The sequence below is a fragment of the Microbacterium sp. HMH0099 genome (assembly GCF_049384025.1).
Taxonomy (GTDB): Bacteria; Actinomycetota; Actinomycetes; order Actinomycetales; family Microbacteriaceae; genus Microbacterium.
This window is the reverse complement of the sequence record NZ_JBMRJR010000006.1, coordinates 98,524-115,134: the sequence shown is the minus strand read 5'-3', so window position 1 is coordinate 115,134 and position 16,611 is coordinate 98,524. Positions and strand designations below refer to the sequence as shown.

Below are 16,611 nucleotides of genomic sequence, written 5' to 3'. Positions count from 1 at the left end.
GCGCCGCATGGGCGTCAGGGCCAGCCCAGGAGCGGCGACCAGAACAGGACGTCGGCTGGCGCTTATTCGCGGCCCCTGACTGCATCTTCCTGGCGCAGATTGCACCACTCATGACACAGCCCCCGGCTGCCTCACCTCGAGGCGGTCGGGGGCGTTCGGCGTTCCGGGGCGCGACGTGCTGGAGCGGGTGGAAACACACGGCCCCTGTCTGCGTCACTGAAGACGGGGGCCGCGGTGGCATGCCGCGGCTTTACGAAGCCGCAGGCGTCGGGGTGAAGCTGATGCGCTGAGCCTCCCGCGCGATTGTTTCGGCGCGGGAGTTCTCGGCTTCGACTGCGGCTGCGAGCCTCAGTTGCGCGGAAGCTCGTTCCTTCTGAAGTTCCGCAGTTATGGCGGCGAGATGGTCTGCGAGGAAGGTGGCGAGGCCAGCCCCAAGTTCAGCGAGACTGGTGCTGCGGATTTCAAGACGCCGGTCTGAGACGCGCAGGGTGACATCGGGGTAGCCGGCGTTGGTGAGTGCCTGCTGCGTTTCGGTGGAATGGATGGCAGCCACTTCAGCAGGTTGCGGGCGGCGGTTGAAGACGGCTTCGACTTGGTAGGTGTCGGGCGCGTCGAGGGTGCCGAGGGAGCGCGGTAACGACCCGGGGAGCACAGACGTGAGACCGAGCGGGGTTGGGTAAGCCGACGGTGTGGGCGTGGCCCCTAATCGGGAATCAGCGGCGGTGGTTGTGGTGACCATGAGTCTTCAAACCCCTTTCGGGGGTGACGTGGGATGTTGCGGGGTGAAAGCTAAGAGGCTCGCCGACCGTTGCGGCTCTGGATCAGGCCGAGGACGAGGGTGGCTATAAACAGGACAATGCCGGCGATGGCGAGCCAAAGCAGTCCCTCGAAGACGAATCCCACGATGGCGAGCACCGCCCATGCGACAAGCAGGATGAGAAGCGTTGTCCACATAGTCCGGACCCTACGCTCATCCTCCGAAATAGATAGGGGGTGTGTTCCTCGCTGAGCAGTCGGAGGGCGAGCCCTCGACAAGAACTGAGGACGTCTGCGTGGCGGCGTACGCGGGCCATCGGGGCTGCGTTTCCTGACACGCCGTTTGACGTGTGCAACGCGGGGCGGGATGGTGTGAGGGCGCCCCACTCGAGGTGACAGTGTGGGGGACCGCGAGTGGGGCACGTGGCGGCTAAACAGGGGGCCAACACCGCCGCGGCCATCATAGCGACCCACGCCATTTCACCGATTGAACCCCGCGGCCGGGCATCAGCCGGTTCACGCAGCCCGGACCTGCCGCCGAGTCTGGACCGTAGGCTCGCGATAGACCCGCTCGTTCCGCGCCCCCCTTTGCACTCGGGCGGGTCGACGACACAGCCCCCGGCTGCCTCACATCGAGGCGGCAGGGGGTTCTCGTCGTTCAGCGACGGGACGCATGCGCCACTCATCGTCGCTGGCGTCAAGGGGGTGGGTGGTGAGGGGGCCCGCACGTGAACCTGCGCGGCATGGAATGGGCAGTGGGGCTGGGGTTGGCAGATGACACGGTGGCAGAGTTCGACCATCTCGTCGTGGTCAACGCCGATGATCGGGTCGGCGCGATGGTCGCAGCGCTGCAGGAGGCGGGACCCGAATGGATCATCCTGACCGTGAAGCGACTGAACTGATTTTCGACCAGGCCCGGGAGGTGGGTGCCCCCTGCCAGGGAAGAGGGGCGAGGGGGCAGGCCCCGTTGTCCCCCGAACGGAGGACACGTACAGTGACCCGCAGCACGCCTGCGACGGATGGCATCCCGTGACGGCGTGTCAGGCCATAGGGGCGGGGGGCCGCCCCGACCGGCCGACGAAACACCACACCACGACGCCCCCGGCGCCTCGCTCACCTCGAGCGGGTTGCCGGGGGCGTTTCGTTGTTGCGGGCTGGTCAGCGGCGACGAGAGGTGGCCGGGGGTTCGCGTCGTTGTGGCGGGTGCCCCCTCGTTTTTGGGAGTGGCGAGGGGGCAACCTGGGGGTGACGCGAGCCCGAGGGTCATGGACGACGTCGAACAGATGCTGACACATGCACCACGCCGTGACACAGAGGTGGGCTGCGGGCGTATCACCTCCGGATGGGCATCAAGCCACGTTCCAGCGTCATGCCATAGACAAGGCAGCCTGGCCCGCTGACCCATAGTTCCGGGTGGGAGGGGTCGTCAATACGGCGAGATAACTCCACGCACGACATTGGACCCGCGCCGACACCGGTGAGGAATGCAGGTGGCCACACTCAGAGCGCAGAGGGCGAGCGCACGTCCTAGGTGGCCGCTTCTGACAGTATCAACCCATGAGCGGATTACCCCGAAGCGGCGACCAGTATCGCGACGCCCGCTCCGCCCACCTCGATGAGTTGATGCTGACAGTGGCAGCGGGGGACGCCGCCGCCTTCGCGCAGGTCTACGATTCCACCGCCCCACAAGTTTTCGCGGTCATCATCCGGGTCCTGAGAAACCGCGTTCTGTCAGAGGAAGTGCTGCAGGACGTCTACCTCTACGTCTGGCAAAACGCATCAAAGTATGTGGCCACAAGAGGGACCGTGGGCGCCTGGATCTGCATCATCGGCCACCGACGCGCAGTGGACGCAGTCCGGGCAAACCAATCGTCTGGCGAGCGAGACTGGCGCGAAGGGACACGCCTAGCTCAGGACATTGCCGACAACTCCTACGACTCGGTCGACAACCAGGAAGAACGTCGATACCTTGCCGAGGCACTTACGCACTTGACGGATGAGCAGCGCCACTATCTTGATCTCGCGTACGGTGCCGGCCTGAGTCAGGCAGACATTGCAGCTCACACCGGGGTACCCCTTGGGACGGTCAAGTCCCGGATGCGGAGGGCGCTGACGCTGCTGCGAGGGCATCTTTCTCGCAACCCGGTTTTCGTTGCCTAAACCGGGCGGATCCTTCCGCTCGAGCATGACGATGCGGTCCTTCGCGCCAACTGCCCAGCACGCCTCCCGGGTAGCCGCCTGGTCGCGCCACTGCACCCACGCCCACACCGGACGCTTCGAAAACCACTCGATGGGCTGCGGCCCGTACGCCTGCTGAGGGAGTGTCACTGGCGGCATGGATGCGACGGTCCGCGCCATCTTTTCGTCAGTGACCTTCGTCGATCCCACGTACGCCCGACCCTTCCTCCGGCCGAGAGAACATCACCATACGGGCAAGCACCGACACCGGGTGAATTCTGGCGGCAAGAGGGGTGAAGTCTCCGCCCGTGCAGCAGTCGGCACCGCGTGACCGCTCTACGGTCAACCGCATGCGAATCATTACCGACGCCCGCGCGCTCGTTTCACTCCATCTCACAGCACGACGAATGCGCGTCCGTCCCAGCACGCTCCGACACTGGGCCGAGGTCGGCGCCGGCCCGCCAACCGTCAACGGGGTCTATGACTGGAGCCGCGTGGTCGAGTGGCTTGATCAATCACAGCCTCGAGCAACGGTCCTTTATGGTCAGCGTCCTCACGGTGCGAGGTAAACGCTCTCCCCTCCAATGTTGGAGACCTTCCACACCCCGCCGGCAACCTCCTCCGGGGGAACGCTGACGACGTGAAACACATCCACGAACTCGGCTGGCGGGAAGAGCGTCCCCACCTGCCACAACTCAGGGTCGGGCACATCAGCCTCGTACTGGTCGAATGTCGTGAACGAACGGCCGCTGGCCGATACAAAGCTGATGAATATCGCGCCAGACGGGTCGACACCTTCATTGTCCACAAGAGTCGGATCCTGTCCGCTCTCTGCCGTGTTCGCGCGGGAGGTCTCCCAATCCATCTGCAGTCGAACGGGCAGCACCAGGAACCCCTCACGCACCTCAGTCGCGCCTGTGGCGCCGACCGTCCACATCGACTTCTCGGCGATTTGCCTCGACTCCCCGACCGCGAGAGGGTTTGCACGCGTGCCCCGCTCTGCTTCTACGACCGGGGTAGGGGTGGGTGTCGGAGTCGGAGCTGACGTCGGGCTCTCCTCAGACTGCGGTGTCGCAGTTGTCACTTCAAGTTCCGGTGTCCCGGTACACGCCGACAGCGCGAGTGTCGAGGCCAGTAGAGCGGCGGCAGCGCCACGCATGCTTCTCATGTTTTGTTCCCCCCAAGGATCTTGGCCGCAGCATACCTACGCCGCGACGGGTCAGCCGGAACCCGTGGGTGACGTGTTTCGGACTCCAGTCCGCTGCCTAGGTAGTGGAAGGCGGCCGTGTGCATGCGAAAATCCCGCATTTACCCCGCAGATTCAGAAGAAACAGGTGATAGCACGTGGGCGCCTAAAGCCTGACTGCGACTGACTACGCAGATCTGCTGCAACCCCGCGATAACCCCTGAGCAGAGCCGAAACACAATCGTGAGGTCGCGGGTTCAAGCCCCGCTCCCGCTACAAGAAGCCCAGATCAGCCTCGGTTCACGCCGGGGCTGATCTCTTTCCAGGGTGAGCGATCCCGCACGACGTCCGCAGCACCCCGCTCACGGAGCCGCCGCCGATCTGGCGACGCGGGTCGTCGGGAGGCACGGGCGATCCCAGTTCTGAAGTTGCGGGTCTGTCAGTATGGCGTCATGTCCGGCAGACCCCAGCGCACCTCTTTGCTCGCCGTCCTCGCCGTGACGGCCGCAGTGTTGGCCGGGTGCACCGCTATAGCGACGGTGGAAGGCGAGACGTCCGAGGCATCCACTCCCACGGCTGTCGCCGAGCCGGTCACCGGTGCCACCCCGACGACACAATCGGCCGAATCGGAGACCTGCTCCGGCATGTCAGAGGTCTACGGCTCCGGCGGGGGCCTGTACATGGAACGGCGAGGGACACTCCGGGATCTCGGCCCGCGGGAGTTCGCACAGGGCGAGGTGGCACTCGATGAGGAGGGCACCCCCGTGACCTATACCGTCGAGCCGGGCGACGTCGAGGCTGTGATCGCGGAACGGCTCTGCGCGTACCCCACCCTCGGCATGATGAATCACGTGCGCACGATCCAGCCGGGGCAGGTGCTCTGGCTCACCCCCGACCCCGACAGTCCCTGGGTGCCGTACTTCAGCCCCTCTGACGCGCCAGCGGGATTCGAGCAGATTCCCTACCAGCAGGCGATCGAGTCTGCAGGCAGAGCAGTCGATGCTGGTGACGTCGACACCGTGCGAGCCATCTGGAACGACACCCTGAAGGGCATGTTCACGAATCAGGGCACCATCGACGCGGTCCAAGAGGTTGTCGACTCCGGCGACCCGGACGCGCTTCGGCAGCTGTTCTCCTGACCCCGGCGGAAGGGAGCGCTCTTCCAACGATGGATCAGGCCCGAGTGCGCCGATCCATTCCGTGTGCGCCGGCAGGGGCACGACGACACCCCTCACCACCAGCGCGAGCGCATGTCCTCCTCGTCGTCGGACTCCTCGTCGGAGTCCGCCGCCTCGGACCAGCTCAGCCGGAAGCCGCAGTCCCGGCACTCGTCGGCCTCGACGCCTTCGTCGAGCAGCGGGTGCATCGTGATGCCGCACGACGGGCAGATGGGCTGGGCGTCATCCGGGGACTGTCCGTAGACCATGGCGTCGTCGTTCGCTCCTCTGCTGCCGGGATCGCAGATCTCCATTCAACCTCCTGCGAGGGTGGTCGGGCTCGATGGTCCCCGCCCGTTCAGCGCGGGATCGTGAGGCCATCTCGATGAACGGGATGCCACCGGTCTCACCGCCGATAGCCGAGGGCGCGCTCGGTGTCGCGCGCCGCACGGTGCAGCTCGACCAGGGCGAACTGCGTCTCGGCGTCGCGGGGAAGCACGACGGAGAGGGCCGCGATGACGGTCCCCGTCTCGTCGCGGAGCGGGACGGCGACCCCCGTGGACACCGCGTCGACGTAGCCGGGCGCGACGGCGCGCCCCAGCGCCCGGATCTCCGCCAGCTCGCGACGCAGCGCCGTCGGGTCGACGATCGTCTCCGGGGTCACGGGGACCAGCGGCTGCGCGAGCACCCGCTCCCGCAAGTCGTGCGGGGCGAAGGCCAGTAGGACGAGTCCCGACGACGAGGCGTGCACGGGCAGGCGCCCCGCGACGCGCGTGACGTTGGCCCCCGAGTCGGGTGCGCTCAAGCGCTCGAGGAAGAGCGCCTCGTCCTGTTCGAGGATCGCCAGCTGCGTGTGCTCCCGCACGCGCTGCTGCACCCGCTCCATGAACGGCAGCGCCGCCTGCCGCAGCCGGAGGGCGTGCGAGGACCGCGTCGACAGCTCCCACAGGCGCAGGCCGATCCGGATGCGGCGCTCGTCGTCCCGCTCCAGCAGGCCGGCGTCGACGAGCTCGTTCACGATGCGGTGCGCCGACGACCGCGGCAGGCCCGCCCGCCGGCCGATGTCCGCGGTGGACTGCGCCGTCCGCGTCGGGGTGAAGGTCTCGAGGATCCGCACGAACCGGTCGATCGCGGAGTCCCCGGAGGGCGAGTTGGCCATGGACACAGGATGCCACGGCTCCCATTGAGCGGGATGAGGCAGACGCACGGCTCGCAGATACCCCACAATCGAGGGGTCGAAGGAGACCCCATGTCGCACACCCCCGTCGCCGCGCCCGAGACGCTGCTGGCGGCACCCGATCAGGCGTCGCAGGACGAGATCTCGCTCGAGATCCGCGGGCGTCACGCCGCGCTCGACGCCCGTGAGGCCGCGGGCGAACGACTGCCGCTCACCGCTCACGACTTCCCCCCGTACCGTTCGAGCGTCCTGCGCCATCCGACGAAGAACCCGAAGCTGGTCGACCCCGAGACGATCGAACTGTTCTCGCCCGCGTTCGGCCAGCGCGACGTCGCCGCGATCGAGTCCGACCTCACGCTGCAGCACGCGGGGGAGCCGCTCGGCGAGCGCATGACGGTGCGCGGTCGACTGCTGGACTCGTGGGGCCGCCCCCTCGCGAACCAGCTCGTCGAGATCTGGCAGGCCAACGCCGCCGGCCGCTACATCCATCAGCGCGACCAGCACCCGGCGCCGCTCGACCCGAACTTCACCGGCGCGGGCCGCACCGTCACGAACGACCGCGGCGAGTACCTCTTCACGACGATCAAGCCGGGCCCCTACCCGTGGAAGAACCACCGAAACGCCTGGCGCCCCGCGCACATCCACTTCTCCGTCTTCGGGTCGTCCTTCACCCAGCGGCTCGTGACGCAGATGTACTTCCCGGGCGACCCGCTCTTCGCGCTCGACCCCATCTACAACACCATCCGCCGCCAGAGCGACCGCGACGCCCTCGTCGGCGTCTACGACCACGACCTCACCTCACCCGAGTGGGCGACGGGGTACCGTTTCGACATCGTCGTGGATGGACCGGATGCCACGTACTTCGAGCCCGAGGAGGAGTCGTGAGCCGCGTCCCCGACCGGACCCGCCCGGCCACGCCGGGCCAGACCGTCGGGCCGTTCTTCGCCTACGGCCTGGAGTACCCCGGTCAGCACGAGATCGCGTTCCCCCACTCGCCCGGCGCCATCGTGCTCGGCGGCACCGTCTTCGACGGCGCGGGAGCGCCGATCCCGGACGCCGTCGTGGAGGTCTTCGCGGCGGATGCCGACGGCACCGTGCCCCGCGCCCGCGGCGCCTTCCGCCGCGACGGTCACACCTTCACCGGCTTCGGGCGGGCCTTCACCGACGACGAGGGGCACTACGAGTTCTGGACGCGCACGCCCGGCGGCATCCAGGGTCGCCCGGGGTTCTTCGCGGTCGTCGTCTTCGCCCGGGGCCTGCCCGACAAGCTGCACACCCGCATCTACGTGCCGGACGACGCCGCCGCGCTGGCGGCGGACCCGCTGCTGTCGTCGCTGTCCGCCGAGGAGCGCGACACGCTCGTCGCGGTCCGCACGGCCGACGGACACCTGCACCACGACATCCGGCTGCAGGGCGAGAAGGAGACGGTGTTCCTTGCCTTCTGAGGTCTTCGACAGCGGACTCCTCTCGCCCGGCACCCTCGGACACGACGACGCGGTCTCGGATGCCGCCGTGCTCGACGCGCTCGTCGCCGCCGAGGTCGCGCTGCTCTCGGCCTACGCGGCCACCGGAGCCCTCGCCCGCGAGGTCGCCGACGCCGCCGCGGACGCCCTGGAACCGCACGGGCTGGACGTCGCGGCGCTCGCCGCGGCCGGGGTCGCCGGCGGCAACCCGGTCATCCCGCTGGTCGGGCTGCTCCGCCCGCGCGTCCCCGCGGAGGCACGGCCGTGGGTGCATCGCGGGGCGACGAGCCAGGACGTCCTGGACACGGCGCTCGCCCTCGTCGGCCGGTCCGCCGCCGCGGCCGTCGTCCGCGACCTCGACGCGATCGACGACGCCCTCACGGCCTTCGCCCGCGACAATCGCGACGTCGTCGCGGCGGCCCGCACGCTCACGCAGCACGCCGTGCCCACCACGGTCGGCGCCCGCGCGGCCGGCTGGGTACGCGGCATCCGCCGTGCCGCGACGCGCGTCCGCGAGGCCCGCGATGCGCTCCCCGCGCAGCTCGGCGGAGCGGCGGGGACCCTCTCCGCCGCCGTCGCGGACGTCGGGATCGAGGCGGCCGCCGCCCTCCCGGGCGCCTTCGCCGAAGCGCTCGGGCTCGCCACCCCCGACGCGCCCTGGCACACGCAGCGCTGGCCCTTCACGGAGCTCGCCGACGCGCTCGTCCAGGCCGTCGACGCCCTCGGCGTGATCGCGGCCGACGTCGCCACCCTCGGCCGCACCGAGATCGCCGAGCTGTCGGACCCCTCGGCGGGCGGATCGTCCGCGATGCCGCAGAAGGCCAACCCGGTGGCATCCGTCCTCCTGCGCGCCGCCTCGCTGCGCGCGCCCCTGCTCGGCGCGACCGTGCACGCGGCCGCGGCCGGGGCGGTGGACGAGCGTCCCGACGGCGCCTGGCACGCCGAGTGGCCCGCGCTGCGGGAGCTCTGCCGCGTGGCCCTGGGGGCGGCGGCGCACGGCGTCTTCCTCGCGCACGGGCTGCGCGTCGACGCCGCCGCCGTGGCACGGAACCTCGACCTCACCGACGGGCTCATCGTGAGCGAACGCCTTCGCGTGGTGCTCGTCCCGCTCATCGGCGCCGAACGGTTCGGCGCGCTGCTCGCCGGGGACGGCGACCTCGCCGCACGCGTGCGCGCGCTGCCCGAGGCGGCCGCGCTCGACGTCGACGCGCTGCTCGACCCCGCCGAATACGTCGGACTCGCCCCCCGTCTCGTCGACGATCTCGGAGGACGCCCATGATCGCCCTCACCGCCCCGGTCGGGCCCGCGGACGCCCCGCTGGTGATCCTCGGTCCCTCGCTCGGCACCTCCACGATCCTCTGGGAGGACGTCGTGCCGCTGCTGGCGGACGACTACCGCGTGTCCGCCTGGGACCTCCCCGGCCACGGTGCCGCCCCCGTCGCGCGGGAGGGCTTCACCGTCGCCGACCTCGCCGACGCCGTGGCCGCCGCCGCCCCGGAGGAGACCTTCCTCTATGCCGGGGTGTCCCTGGGCGGGGCCACCGGTCTGGAGCTCGCGCTGCGGCACGGCGAGCGGGTGCGGGCCGCCGCGATCGTGGCATCCGGAGCCGTGCTCGGCGACCCGGACGCCTGGGCGGACCGAGCTGCCCAGGCACGTGCGCAGAGCACCTCGAGCCTCATCGTCGGCTCCGCGCAGCGCTGGTTCGCCCCGGACTCGATGGCCCGCCGCCCCGAGCTGAGCGGACGCCTGCTGCACGCCCTGCAGGACGCCGACGACGACAGCTACGCCCGGTGCTGCGAAGCGCTCGCCGCCTACGACGTCCGCCCCCGGCTGGGCGGGATCACCGTGCCGGTGCTCGCGGCCTGGGGCGAGCACGACGCGGTCGCCCCCGAGACGAAGGCCGTCGAGATCGCCGAGGGCGTGACGGACGGCCGCTCCGCCCGCATCGACGGGGCCGCTCACCTGCCTCCCGCCGAGCAGCCCGAGGCCGTCGCCGCGCTGCTGCGCTCGTTCTTCGCTTCCGTCACCCGAGGAGACGCCTGATGCCCACCGACCAGGAACGCCACGACCAGGGGATGGCGGTGCGACGCGAGGTGCTGTCCGACGCCCACGTCGACCGGGCGATGTCCGCGGCCACCGCGCTCACCGCCGACTGGCAGGATTTCATCACCCGCGTCGCCTGGGGCGACGTCTGGTCGCGGCCGGGGCTCGACCGCCGGTCGCGCTCGATCGCGGTGCTCAGCTCGCTCATCGCGCACGGCCACCACGAGGAGCTCGCGATGCACCTGCGCGCAGCGCTGCGCAACGGCCTCACGGTCGACGAGATCCGCGAGGTGATCCTGCAGTCCGCCGTCTACTCCGGGGTCCCCGCCGCCAACACGGCGTTCCGCATCGCCACCGAGGTCCTGGGCGACGCGGCGGCGGACGGAGACGCCTTGTGATCGACAAGACCGTCCCCGACCTGGCCGCGGCCGTCGCGGGCATCGACGACGGCGCCACCGTGATGATCGGCGGCTTCGGCCGCGCGGGACAGCCCGTCGAGCTGATCGACGCGCTCATCGCGCACGGCGCACGCGACCTCACCGTGGTCAACAACAACGCCGGGAACGGCGACACCGGGCTGGCCGCGCTGCTTGCCGCCGGTCAGGTCCGCAAGATGATCTGCTCCTTCCCACGGCAGAGCGACTCCTGGGTGTTCGACGGCCTCTACCGGGCGGGCGAGGTGGAGCTCGAGCTCGTGCCGCAGGGCAACCTGGCCGAGCGCATCCGCGCCGCGGGAGCGGGCATCGGCGGCTTCTTCACGCCCACCGGCTTCGGCACGCAGCTGGCCGAGGGCAAGGAGACGCGGCGCATCGACGGCCGCGACTACGTGCTCGAGTACCCCATCCACGCCGACGTCGCCCTCGTGAGCGCGCGGCGGGCGGACCGGTGGGGCAACCTCGTCTACCGCGAGACCGCCCGCAATTTCGGCCCCATCATGGCCGCCGCCGCAGCCACCACGATCGTGCAGGTCGACGAGATCGTCCCCCTCGGGGCGCTCGACCCGGAGGCGATCGTCACCCCCGGCCTCTACGTCGACCGCGTCGTCGCCGTGGGCGAGCGGGCCTGGCTGCGCGACGGCGAGTTCGTCGGCGGCGTCGACATCGAGGGCCGACGGCTCACTTCGGAAGGGGACACCCCGTGACCACCCGCATCTCGCGTCGGGACCTCGCCGCACGCGTGGCCTCCGACATCCCGGAGGGCTCCGTCGTCAACCTCGGCATCGGGGCGCCCACGCTCGTCGCGGACTACCTGCCCGCGGGTCTCGAGATCGTCCTGCACACCGAGAACGGCATGCTCGGCATGGGTCCCGCGCCCGCACCCGGGCTGATCGACCCCGACCTCATCAACGCCGGCAAGCAGCCGGTGACCGCGCTCCCCGGGGCGGCGTACTTCCACCACGCCGACTCGTTCGCGATGATGCGCGGCGGGCATCTGGACGTGTGCGTCCTGGGTGCGTTCCAGGTGTCGGCCGCCGGCGATCTCGCCAACTGGTCGACGGGGGAGCCCGGGGCGATCCCCGCGGTCGGCGGCGCGATGGACCTCGCGATCGGAGCGAAGGACGTCTACGTGATGACCGACCTGCTCACCAAGGGCGGGGATCCGAAGCTCGTCGCGGCGTGCACCTACCCGTTGACCGGCGTCGGCTGCGTGTCCCGCGTCTACACCGACCACGGCGTCTTCGACGTCACCCCCGACGGCTTCCGCGTCCGCGAGCTGTTCGGCGACAACACCCACGCCGAGATCGCGTCGCTGCTCGGTCTGAGACTGGAGGCCTGACCCATGCCCGCATCCTTCGTCTACGACGCCGTCCGCACGCCCTTCGCACGGCACGGCAAGGGCTTCGCGGACGTCCGCCCCGATGACCTGGCCGCGGCCGTCATGGCCGCCATCGTCGAGCGCACCGGCATCGACCCCGCCCGCATCGACGATGTGATCTTCGGCGACGCCAACCAGGCCGGAGAGGACAACCGCAACGTCGCGCGCTTCGGCGCGCTGCTGGCCGGGTTCCCCTCGTCGGTCCCGGGCACCACCATCAACCGCCTCTGCGGCTCCTCGCTCGACGCCGTCATCCAGGGCTCTCGCGCGATCGAGTCCGGCGACGTCGACGTCATCCTCGCGGGCGGCGTCGAGTCCATGACCCGCGCGCCTTTCGTGGTGGAGAAGAGCCCGCGCCCCTTCCCGGCGGCGAACCAGACGATGTGGAACACCTCGATCGGCTGGCGCATGACGAACCCGCGCCTGCGGAAGGACTGGACGATCTCCAACGGCGAGAGCGCCGAGAAGCTCGCGCAGATCTACGACATCTCGCGCGAGGAGCAGGACGCCTTCGCCGCGCGCAGCCACCGCCTCGCCGCGGCGGCGTGGGCCGAGGGCCGGTTCGTCGACGAGATCGTGCAGGTCGAAGGGCACGAGCTCGCGCGCGACGAGGGCATCCGCGACGACTCGACGGCCGAGGTGCTCGCGGGGCTGCGCCCGGCGTTCCAGAAGGACGGCACCGTGACGGCGGGCAACTCCTCGCCGATCAACGACGGGGCGTCCGCCGTCCTGCTGGGGGCGGAGGGGATCCTGGATGCCGAGCCCCTGGCCCGCATCGCCGGCCGGGCCGCGTTCGGCAACGACCCGGACGTGTTCGGCGTCGCCCCCGTGGAGGCCGCCAACCGCGCGCTCGCGCGCGCGGGACGCTCGTGGGACGACGTGGCCTTCGTCGAGCTGAACGAGGCGTTCGCGTCGCAGTCCCTCGCGTGCGCGAAGCTGTGGACCGAGCTCGACCCGTCGCTGCTGAACGAGAACGGCGGGGCCATCGCGATCGGCCATCCGCTGGGCGCCTCCGGCGGCCGCATCATCGCGCGCGCCGCGCACGAGCTGAAGCGGCGCGGCGGCGGCGTCGCGGTCACGGCGATCTGCATCGGCGTGGGGCAGGGGCTCGCGGTCGTCCTGGAGCGCTGACGGCGTCCTTCTCACCCGCCTCGGGGAGCAGGCCTGGCTCGCGGCGCCGTGACGACCCGTCCGCCCGCCGCGCTAGCGTCGAGGGATGGACGACACCACCGCCCGCCTGGGTCTGGGCCTCGCCGCCGTCGGCCGCCCCGCGTACATCACGACCGCGCGTGAGAGCGACCTGGGCGCGCCCGCCGACCGCTCGGTCGAGGCCTTGCGCGAGCGCGCGCATGTGCTGCTCGACGAGGCGTGGGCGCTCGGCATCCGGTATGTCGACGTCGCCCGCTCGTACGGCCGGGCCGAGGAGTTCTTGGGGTCGTGGCTCGCCGCGCACCCGGGTCGTCGGGAGCAGCTCACCGTCGGGTCGAAGTGGGGCTACGCCTACGTCGGGGAGTGGCGGATGGATGCCGCCGTCCACGAGCGCAAGGAGCACTCGGTCGCCATGTTCGACCGGCAGTGGCCCGAGACGCTCTCCGCCCTCGGCTCGGCCCCCGACTTCTATGTCATCCACTCGGTGACGCCGGAGAGCACGGCCCTCGCCGACGACGAGCTCCTGGACCGCCTGCGCGGCCTCCAGGAGGAGGGCGTGCGCGTCGGCCTGTCGACCAGCGGGGCGCATCAGGACGAGGTCGTCCACACCGCGCTCGCGATCGAGGACTCCCCGTTCTCGGTGGTGCAGTCGACCTGGAACCTGCTCGAGACATCGGTCGCCTCCGCTCTGCAGGACGCGCACGACGCCGGCTGGACGGTCGTGGTCAAGGAGGCGCTGGCCAACGGCGAGCTCGCCCGCGCCGAGTCGGGGAGTCGCCTCGAGGCCCTGGCATCCGGCATGCCGTCGGACGTCTACGCCCTCGGAGCCGTCCTGGCGCAGCCGTGGGCCGACATCGTGCTGAGCGGCGCGACCACGCGCGCGCACCTGCGTCGGGGCGCGAGCGCACGTCCGGTCGATGCGCCGGACGAGCTTGCGATGGACCCCGCGGACTACTGGCGCCGCCGGTCGGAGCGCCCCTGGCGGTGAAGCGGGCCGACGAACCGGACGTCCCCCGGGTCTGACGGGAGCGAAATCAGGCGCTCCTGCCCCAGTGGCAAATCCGCCCGTTCTTTCGTCCCGGATCGGCGTCAAGTCCGGACGGAGGCCTTCTAGAGTCGGGGAAACGCTGAACTTCTCGTCGTCGCTGTCCTGCCGGATCCCCGGCGACAGAGGGGCACGAGCTGACGACCGGGAGCCCGCATGGACGCCTTCCTCCGCACCATGGAGTACCCCTGCACCAAGGACGACCTGCTGCGCGAGGCCGAGCGCGAAGGCCTCACCGGCCGCGCCCTCGCGCTTCTGCGCGACCTGCAGGACCGGGCGTTCCACGGCGCGCTGGACGTGCGCGCCGCTCACCGGGCTTGAGGCCCGAAGGACGCCTCACGCGCCCGCGGCTCAGGAGACGCAGCGGACGTTCGTGACGGCGCCCGAGGTGTTCGACCACGAGCCGGCGATCGCGGTCGCGACGACCGAGCCGGACGACGTCCGCGCCTGCAGGTAGCCCGCCGAGCGGGCGTTCGCGATCGAGCCGACGGAGCTGAGGCCCGAGGTCGAATACGTGCCACAGCTCGACCACGACAGCCGCGTCCCCGACAGGTTGGAGCCCGAGAAGGCGCAGATCGCGCCGGTCGCACAGCTGCCCACGGCCCGGTCGTGCTCGCCGCGCTTGTCGTGCTCCGGGACCTCGAGCACCATGCCCAGCTCCGGCCACTCCGCGTGGTGGGAGTCGATGGCGAACCCGCCGGGCACCTCGCGCAGAGCGTAGGCGACGTCGGGGTGCAGGTCGCTCGGGGTGGTGTCGTCGGTCATCGCATTCCGTTCTTCCAGGCGTCGACGTCCCACAGGATGTACTCCGCGACCGAGTCGGCGGGGAGCTTCAACGCGGGATCGGCGTCGCGGAGCGTGTCCTCCAGGCCGAGGATCCGGCCGGTCTCGGTCGAGATCAGCAGTGCCAGCTCGTGCGAGGCGGTATCCGAGGGGACGCCCGCGACGGCCACGGCGGGGCGCCCCAGCCGGTCCGTGGTCTCGCCCAGCACCGTCGCGTCAGGGGCGGCCTCGACGACGTCGAGGAGCGCGGACTCCTGCGCGTCGGTCAACGTCCACTCCTCGAGCATGCGGCGCGCACCGACGATCGCGTCGGCGGCCTCGATCTCGTCGGCGCCGGTGACGAGACGGATCCAGTCCGCCATGGCATCCGGGGTCGCCTCCGGGGTCTCGAACGAGATGGGGGAGTACTGTCCGCGCCGGAACGTCAACTCGCTGATGAGGGTTCCGGGTGTGGGGTCCGTACTGGGCACGGTGTCGCCGGCGGCGTTCGTCGCCTCAGCGGCCGTCGTCACGATCTGGCCGGACAGGTCGGCGTTCCAGCGCAGGTCGACCCACTCCCGGCGGAAGACGGTCGCCGCGTCGGCGTCGTCGGCCGTCGCCGAGAAGTACCAGCCGAGCGAGAGCGAGCGGCGCTCGCTGCTGTTCACCCCGCCGGCCTCGGCGAGCCGGTCCTGCGCCTCGTCGATGACCTCCGCGACGGAGTCCGACACCGGTCGGTAGGCCAGCGGGTCGGGCGTGAGGGCCGACGCGGAGGGCGCGGGGGCGGCGATCACCCCGACGACGACCGCGAGGAGCACGGCGACGCAGGCGGCGACGACCCCGGGAAGGGCGAAGCGCCGGCGGGCGCGCGGGGCGCGACGGGCCCCGGCGACGGGGCGACCGACGATCTCGCGCACGCGGCGCTCCGCGTCCAGCGGCAGCGGCGCGTCGACGGGCGTACGGGCGGGGTCGAGCCGCCGGAGGGCGTCAGCGAGGGCGTCGTCGCTCATAGGACGCCTCCGTTCCCTCGGCAGCGGCGGTATCCGTCAGCAGCGGACGCAGCTTCGCGCGGACGCGGTTCAGCCGCGTCCACACCGCGCCGTCCGACATCTCCAGGACCACGGCGATGTCCGCTGCGGACAGGTCCTCCCAGTAGGTCAGCCAGAGGATCTCGCGGTCCCGCTCCGGCAGCGCCTTCATGGCATCCAGGAGTCGACCGGTCATGTCGCCGGTCCCGTCCGCGGACCGGGCGCGCGCGTCGTCGTGCAGATGCGACCACAGCGCCTCCTCCCGGTCTCGTCGTCGGTATTCGTTCGCGATGAGATTGCGCGCGGTGCGGTAGAGCCACGGGAGACCGAACGGCTCGTCGGGCACCCGCTTCGCCCAGGCGATCTCGAAGCAGTCCATGGTGAGGTCGGCGGCGGCCTCCGCACTGGAGACGCGTCGCTCGATGAAACGGCGGACGGGGGTGTAGTGCTCCCGGAAGAGCGCCACGAAGTCCGTCTCGTCGGTCACCGAATCGTCCTCGCGATGTGTCGATCGGGCTGTGTTGCCCAGAGCCGAATCCTTACAGATCGACATGTCCAAAGAAAATTCATGACGCCGTGTAAGGAAGCCCGCCGCGGCGACACAGCACAGGTGGGGGTGGGTGCCGACTCCGGCTTCGAGGAGGCACCCGCACGCCCGCCCTGTCGATGTTCGGGCCAGACGTCGGGCGGGCGAGGGGTTGTGCCGCGTGGGGGTGGCACAACCCCTCGGATCCTCCGTCGGCGATGCCGGTCGGCTCCAGGCACGCAGCGGCGCGGATCCTGCATCGGGATGCCGCTCACCTCCCACGCGCAACCCCTCCGCGGCGGCGCGGACTTTCCCGTTGACTGGGG

The 16,611-nt window shown here is 70.7% G+C and carries 21 protein-coding genes; 13 read left to right on the top strand and 8 right to left on the bottom strand.

What is annotated here, in order from left to right; genetic code table 11:
* Window positions 1–250 precede the first annotated feature (250 nt).
* Window positions 251–553, bottom strand: a complete 303-nt coding sequence (locus tag ACO03V_RS14470; protein WP_423138068.1) for a hypothetical protein — start codon at window positions 551–553, stop codon at window positions 251–253.
* Between the two features lie 236 nt (window positions 554–789).
* Window positions 790–954: a hypothetical protein gene (locus tag ACO03V_RS14465; protein ID WP_423138067.1), complete on the bottom strand. Its 165-nt coding sequence runs from the start codon at window positions 952–954 to the stop codon at window positions 790–792.
* Between the two features lie 530 nt (window positions 955–1,484).
* On the opposite strand from ACO03V_RS14465, the gene ACO03V_RS14460 reads away from it, so the two are divergent.
* A complete protein-coding gene (locus ACO03V_RS14460; protein WP_423138066.1) occupies window positions 1,485–1,658 on the top strand; it encodes a hypothetical protein in 174 nt (57 codons plus the stop codon).
* 655 nt (window positions 1,659–2,313) lie between these two features.
* Complete coding sequence (locus ACO03V_RS14455; protein ID WP_423138065.1) at window positions 2,314–2,916, top strand: sigma-70 family RNA polymerase sigma factor; 603 nt, start codon at window positions 2,314–2,316, stop codon at window positions 2,914–2,916.
* Window positions 2,917–3,487: 571 nt separating this feature from the next.
* Here ACO03V_RS14455 and ACO03V_RS14450 read toward each other — a convergent pair.
* Window positions 3,488–4,102 carry a hypothetical protein gene (locus ACO03V_RS14450; protein ID WP_423138064.1) on the bottom strand — a complete coding sequence of 205 codons (615 nt, stop codon included), beginning with the start codon at window positions 4,100–4,102 and terminating at the stop codon, window positions 3,488–3,490.
* Between the two features lie 470 nt (window positions 4,103–4,572).
* On the opposite strand from ACO03V_RS14450, the gene ACO03V_RS14445 reads away from it, so the two are divergent.
* A complete protein-coding gene (locus tag ACO03V_RS14445) occupies window positions 4,573–5,259 on the top strand; it encodes a hypothetical protein (RefSeq protein ID WP_423138063.1) in 687 nt (228 codons plus the stop codon).
* 92 nt (window positions 5,260–5,351) lie between these two features.
* Here the strand turns inward: ACO03V_RS14445 and ACO03V_RS14440 are convergent, their stop codons facing one another.
* Both ACO03V_RS14440 and ACO03V_RS14435 read right to left on the bottom strand, forming a co-directional pair.
* The gene (locus tag ACO03V_RS14440; RefSeq protein WP_423138062.1) at window positions 5,352–5,591 is read right to left on the bottom strand and encodes a zf-TFIIB domain-containing protein; all 240 of its coding nucleotides are present in this window, start codon (window positions 5,589–5,591) and stop codon (window positions 5,352–5,354) included.
* A 92-nt stretch (window positions 5,592–5,683) separates the two neighbouring features.
* On the bottom strand, window positions 5,684–6,436 hold the full coding sequence (locus tag ACO03V_RS14435; RefSeq protein ID WP_423138061.1) for an IclR family transcriptional regulator: 753 nt from the start codon (window positions 6,434–6,436) through the stop codon (window positions 5,684–5,686).
* 90 nt (window positions 6,437–6,526) lie between these two features.
* Between ACO03V_RS14435 and pcaH the strand changes: the two genes are divergently transcribed.
* The 10 genes from pcaH (at window position 6,527) to ACO03V_RS14385 (ending at window position 14,290) form a co-directional block, all read left to right on the top strand.
* Window positions 6,527–7,339, top strand: coding sequence for a protocatechuate 3,4-dioxygenase subunit beta (gene pcaH, locus ACO03V_RS14430; RefSeq protein ID WP_423138060.1), 813 nt, complete (start codon window positions 6,527–6,529; stop codon window positions 7,337–7,339).
* Window positions 7,336–7,899 (top strand): protocatechuate 3,4-dioxygenase subunit alpha, encoded by a 564-nt coding sequence (pcaG, locus tag ACO03V_RS14425; RefSeq protein ID WP_423138059.1) that lies wholly within the window; start codon window positions 7,336–7,338, stop codon window positions 7,897–7,899. The genes pcaH and pcaG overlap by 4 nt, the downstream gene beginning before the upstream one ends.
* Window positions 7,889–9,196 carry a lyase family protein gene (locus tag ACO03V_RS14420; protein WP_423138058.1) on the top strand — a complete coding sequence of 436 codons (1,308 nt, stop codon included), beginning with the start codon at window positions 7,889–7,891 and terminating at the stop codon, window positions 9,194–9,196. Before pcaG ends, ACO03V_RS14420 begins: the two co-directional genes overlap by 11 nt.
* The gene (locus ACO03V_RS14415) at window positions 9,193–9,960 is read left to right on the top strand and encodes an alpha/beta fold hydrolase (protein WP_423138057.1); all 768 of its coding nucleotides are present in this window, start codon (window positions 9,193–9,195) and stop codon (window positions 9,958–9,960) included. Before ACO03V_RS14420 ends, ACO03V_RS14415 begins: the two co-directional genes overlap by 4 nt.
* Window positions 9,960–10,358: a 4-carboxymuconolactone decarboxylase gene (gene pcaC / locus ACO03V_RS14410; protein ID WP_423138056.1), complete on the top strand. Its 399-nt coding sequence runs from the start codon at window positions 9,960–9,962 to the stop codon at window positions 10,356–10,358. Before ACO03V_RS14415 ends, pcaC begins: the two co-directional genes overlap by 1 nt.
* Window positions 10,355–11,101 (top strand): 3-oxoacid CoA-transferase subunit A, encoded by a 747-nt coding sequence (locus tag ACO03V_RS14405; RefSeq protein ID WP_367733390.1) that lies wholly within the window; start codon window positions 10,355–10,357, stop codon window positions 11,099–11,101. Before pcaC ends, ACO03V_RS14405 begins: the two co-directional genes overlap by 4 nt.
* The gene (locus ACO03V_RS14400) at window positions 11,098–11,736 is read left to right on the top strand and encodes a 3-oxoacid CoA-transferase subunit B (RefSeq protein WP_367733392.1); all 639 of its coding nucleotides are present in this window, start codon (window positions 11,098–11,100) and stop codon (window positions 11,734–11,736) included. The genes ACO03V_RS14405 and ACO03V_RS14400 overlap by 4 nt, the downstream gene beginning before the upstream one ends.
* A 3-nt stretch (window positions 11,737–11,739) precedes the next feature.
* Window positions 11,740–12,906: a thiolase family protein gene (locus ACO03V_RS14395; RefSeq protein ID WP_423138055.1), complete on the top strand. Its 1,167-nt coding sequence runs from the start codon at window positions 11,740–11,742 to the stop codon at window positions 12,904–12,906.
* 85 nt (window positions 12,907–12,991) lie between these two features.
* Window positions 12,992–13,912: an aldo/keto reductase gene (locus tag ACO03V_RS14390; protein WP_423138054.1), complete on the top strand. Its 921-nt coding sequence runs from the start codon at window positions 12,992–12,994 to the stop codon at window positions 13,910–13,912.
* Between the two features lie 213 nt (window positions 13,913–14,125).
* Window positions 14,126–14,290: a DUF2795 domain-containing protein gene (locus ACO03V_RS14385; RefSeq protein WP_367733402.1), complete on the top strand. Its 165-nt coding sequence runs from the start codon at window positions 14,126–14,128 to the stop codon at window positions 14,288–14,290.
* A gap of 30 nt (window positions 14,291–14,320) precedes the next feature.
* Here ACO03V_RS14385 and ACO03V_RS14380 read toward each other — a convergent pair whose 3' ends face one another.
* From ACO03V_RS14380 to ACO03V_RS14370, 3 genes are read right to left on the bottom strand one after another with little or no spacing between them, the layout of a single operon-like run.
* Window positions 14,321–14,734, bottom strand: a complete 414-nt coding sequence (locus tag ACO03V_RS14380; protein ID WP_387052471.1) for a hypothetical protein — start codon at window positions 14,732–14,734, stop codon at window positions 14,321–14,323.
* A complete protein-coding gene (locus ACO03V_RS14375; protein ID WP_423138053.1) occupies window positions 14,731–15,741 on the bottom strand; it encodes a hypothetical protein in 1,011 nt (336 codons plus the stop codon). Before ACO03V_RS14375 ends, ACO03V_RS14380 begins: the two co-directional genes overlap by 4 nt.
* Window positions 15,719–16,246, bottom strand: a complete 528-nt coding sequence (locus ACO03V_RS14370; protein WP_367733408.1) for an RNA polymerase sigma factor — start codon at window positions 16,244–16,246, stop codon at window positions 15,719–15,721. The genes ACO03V_RS14375 and ACO03V_RS14370 overlap by 23 nt, the downstream gene beginning before the upstream one ends.
* Window positions 16,247–16,611 lie beyond the last annotated feature (365 nt).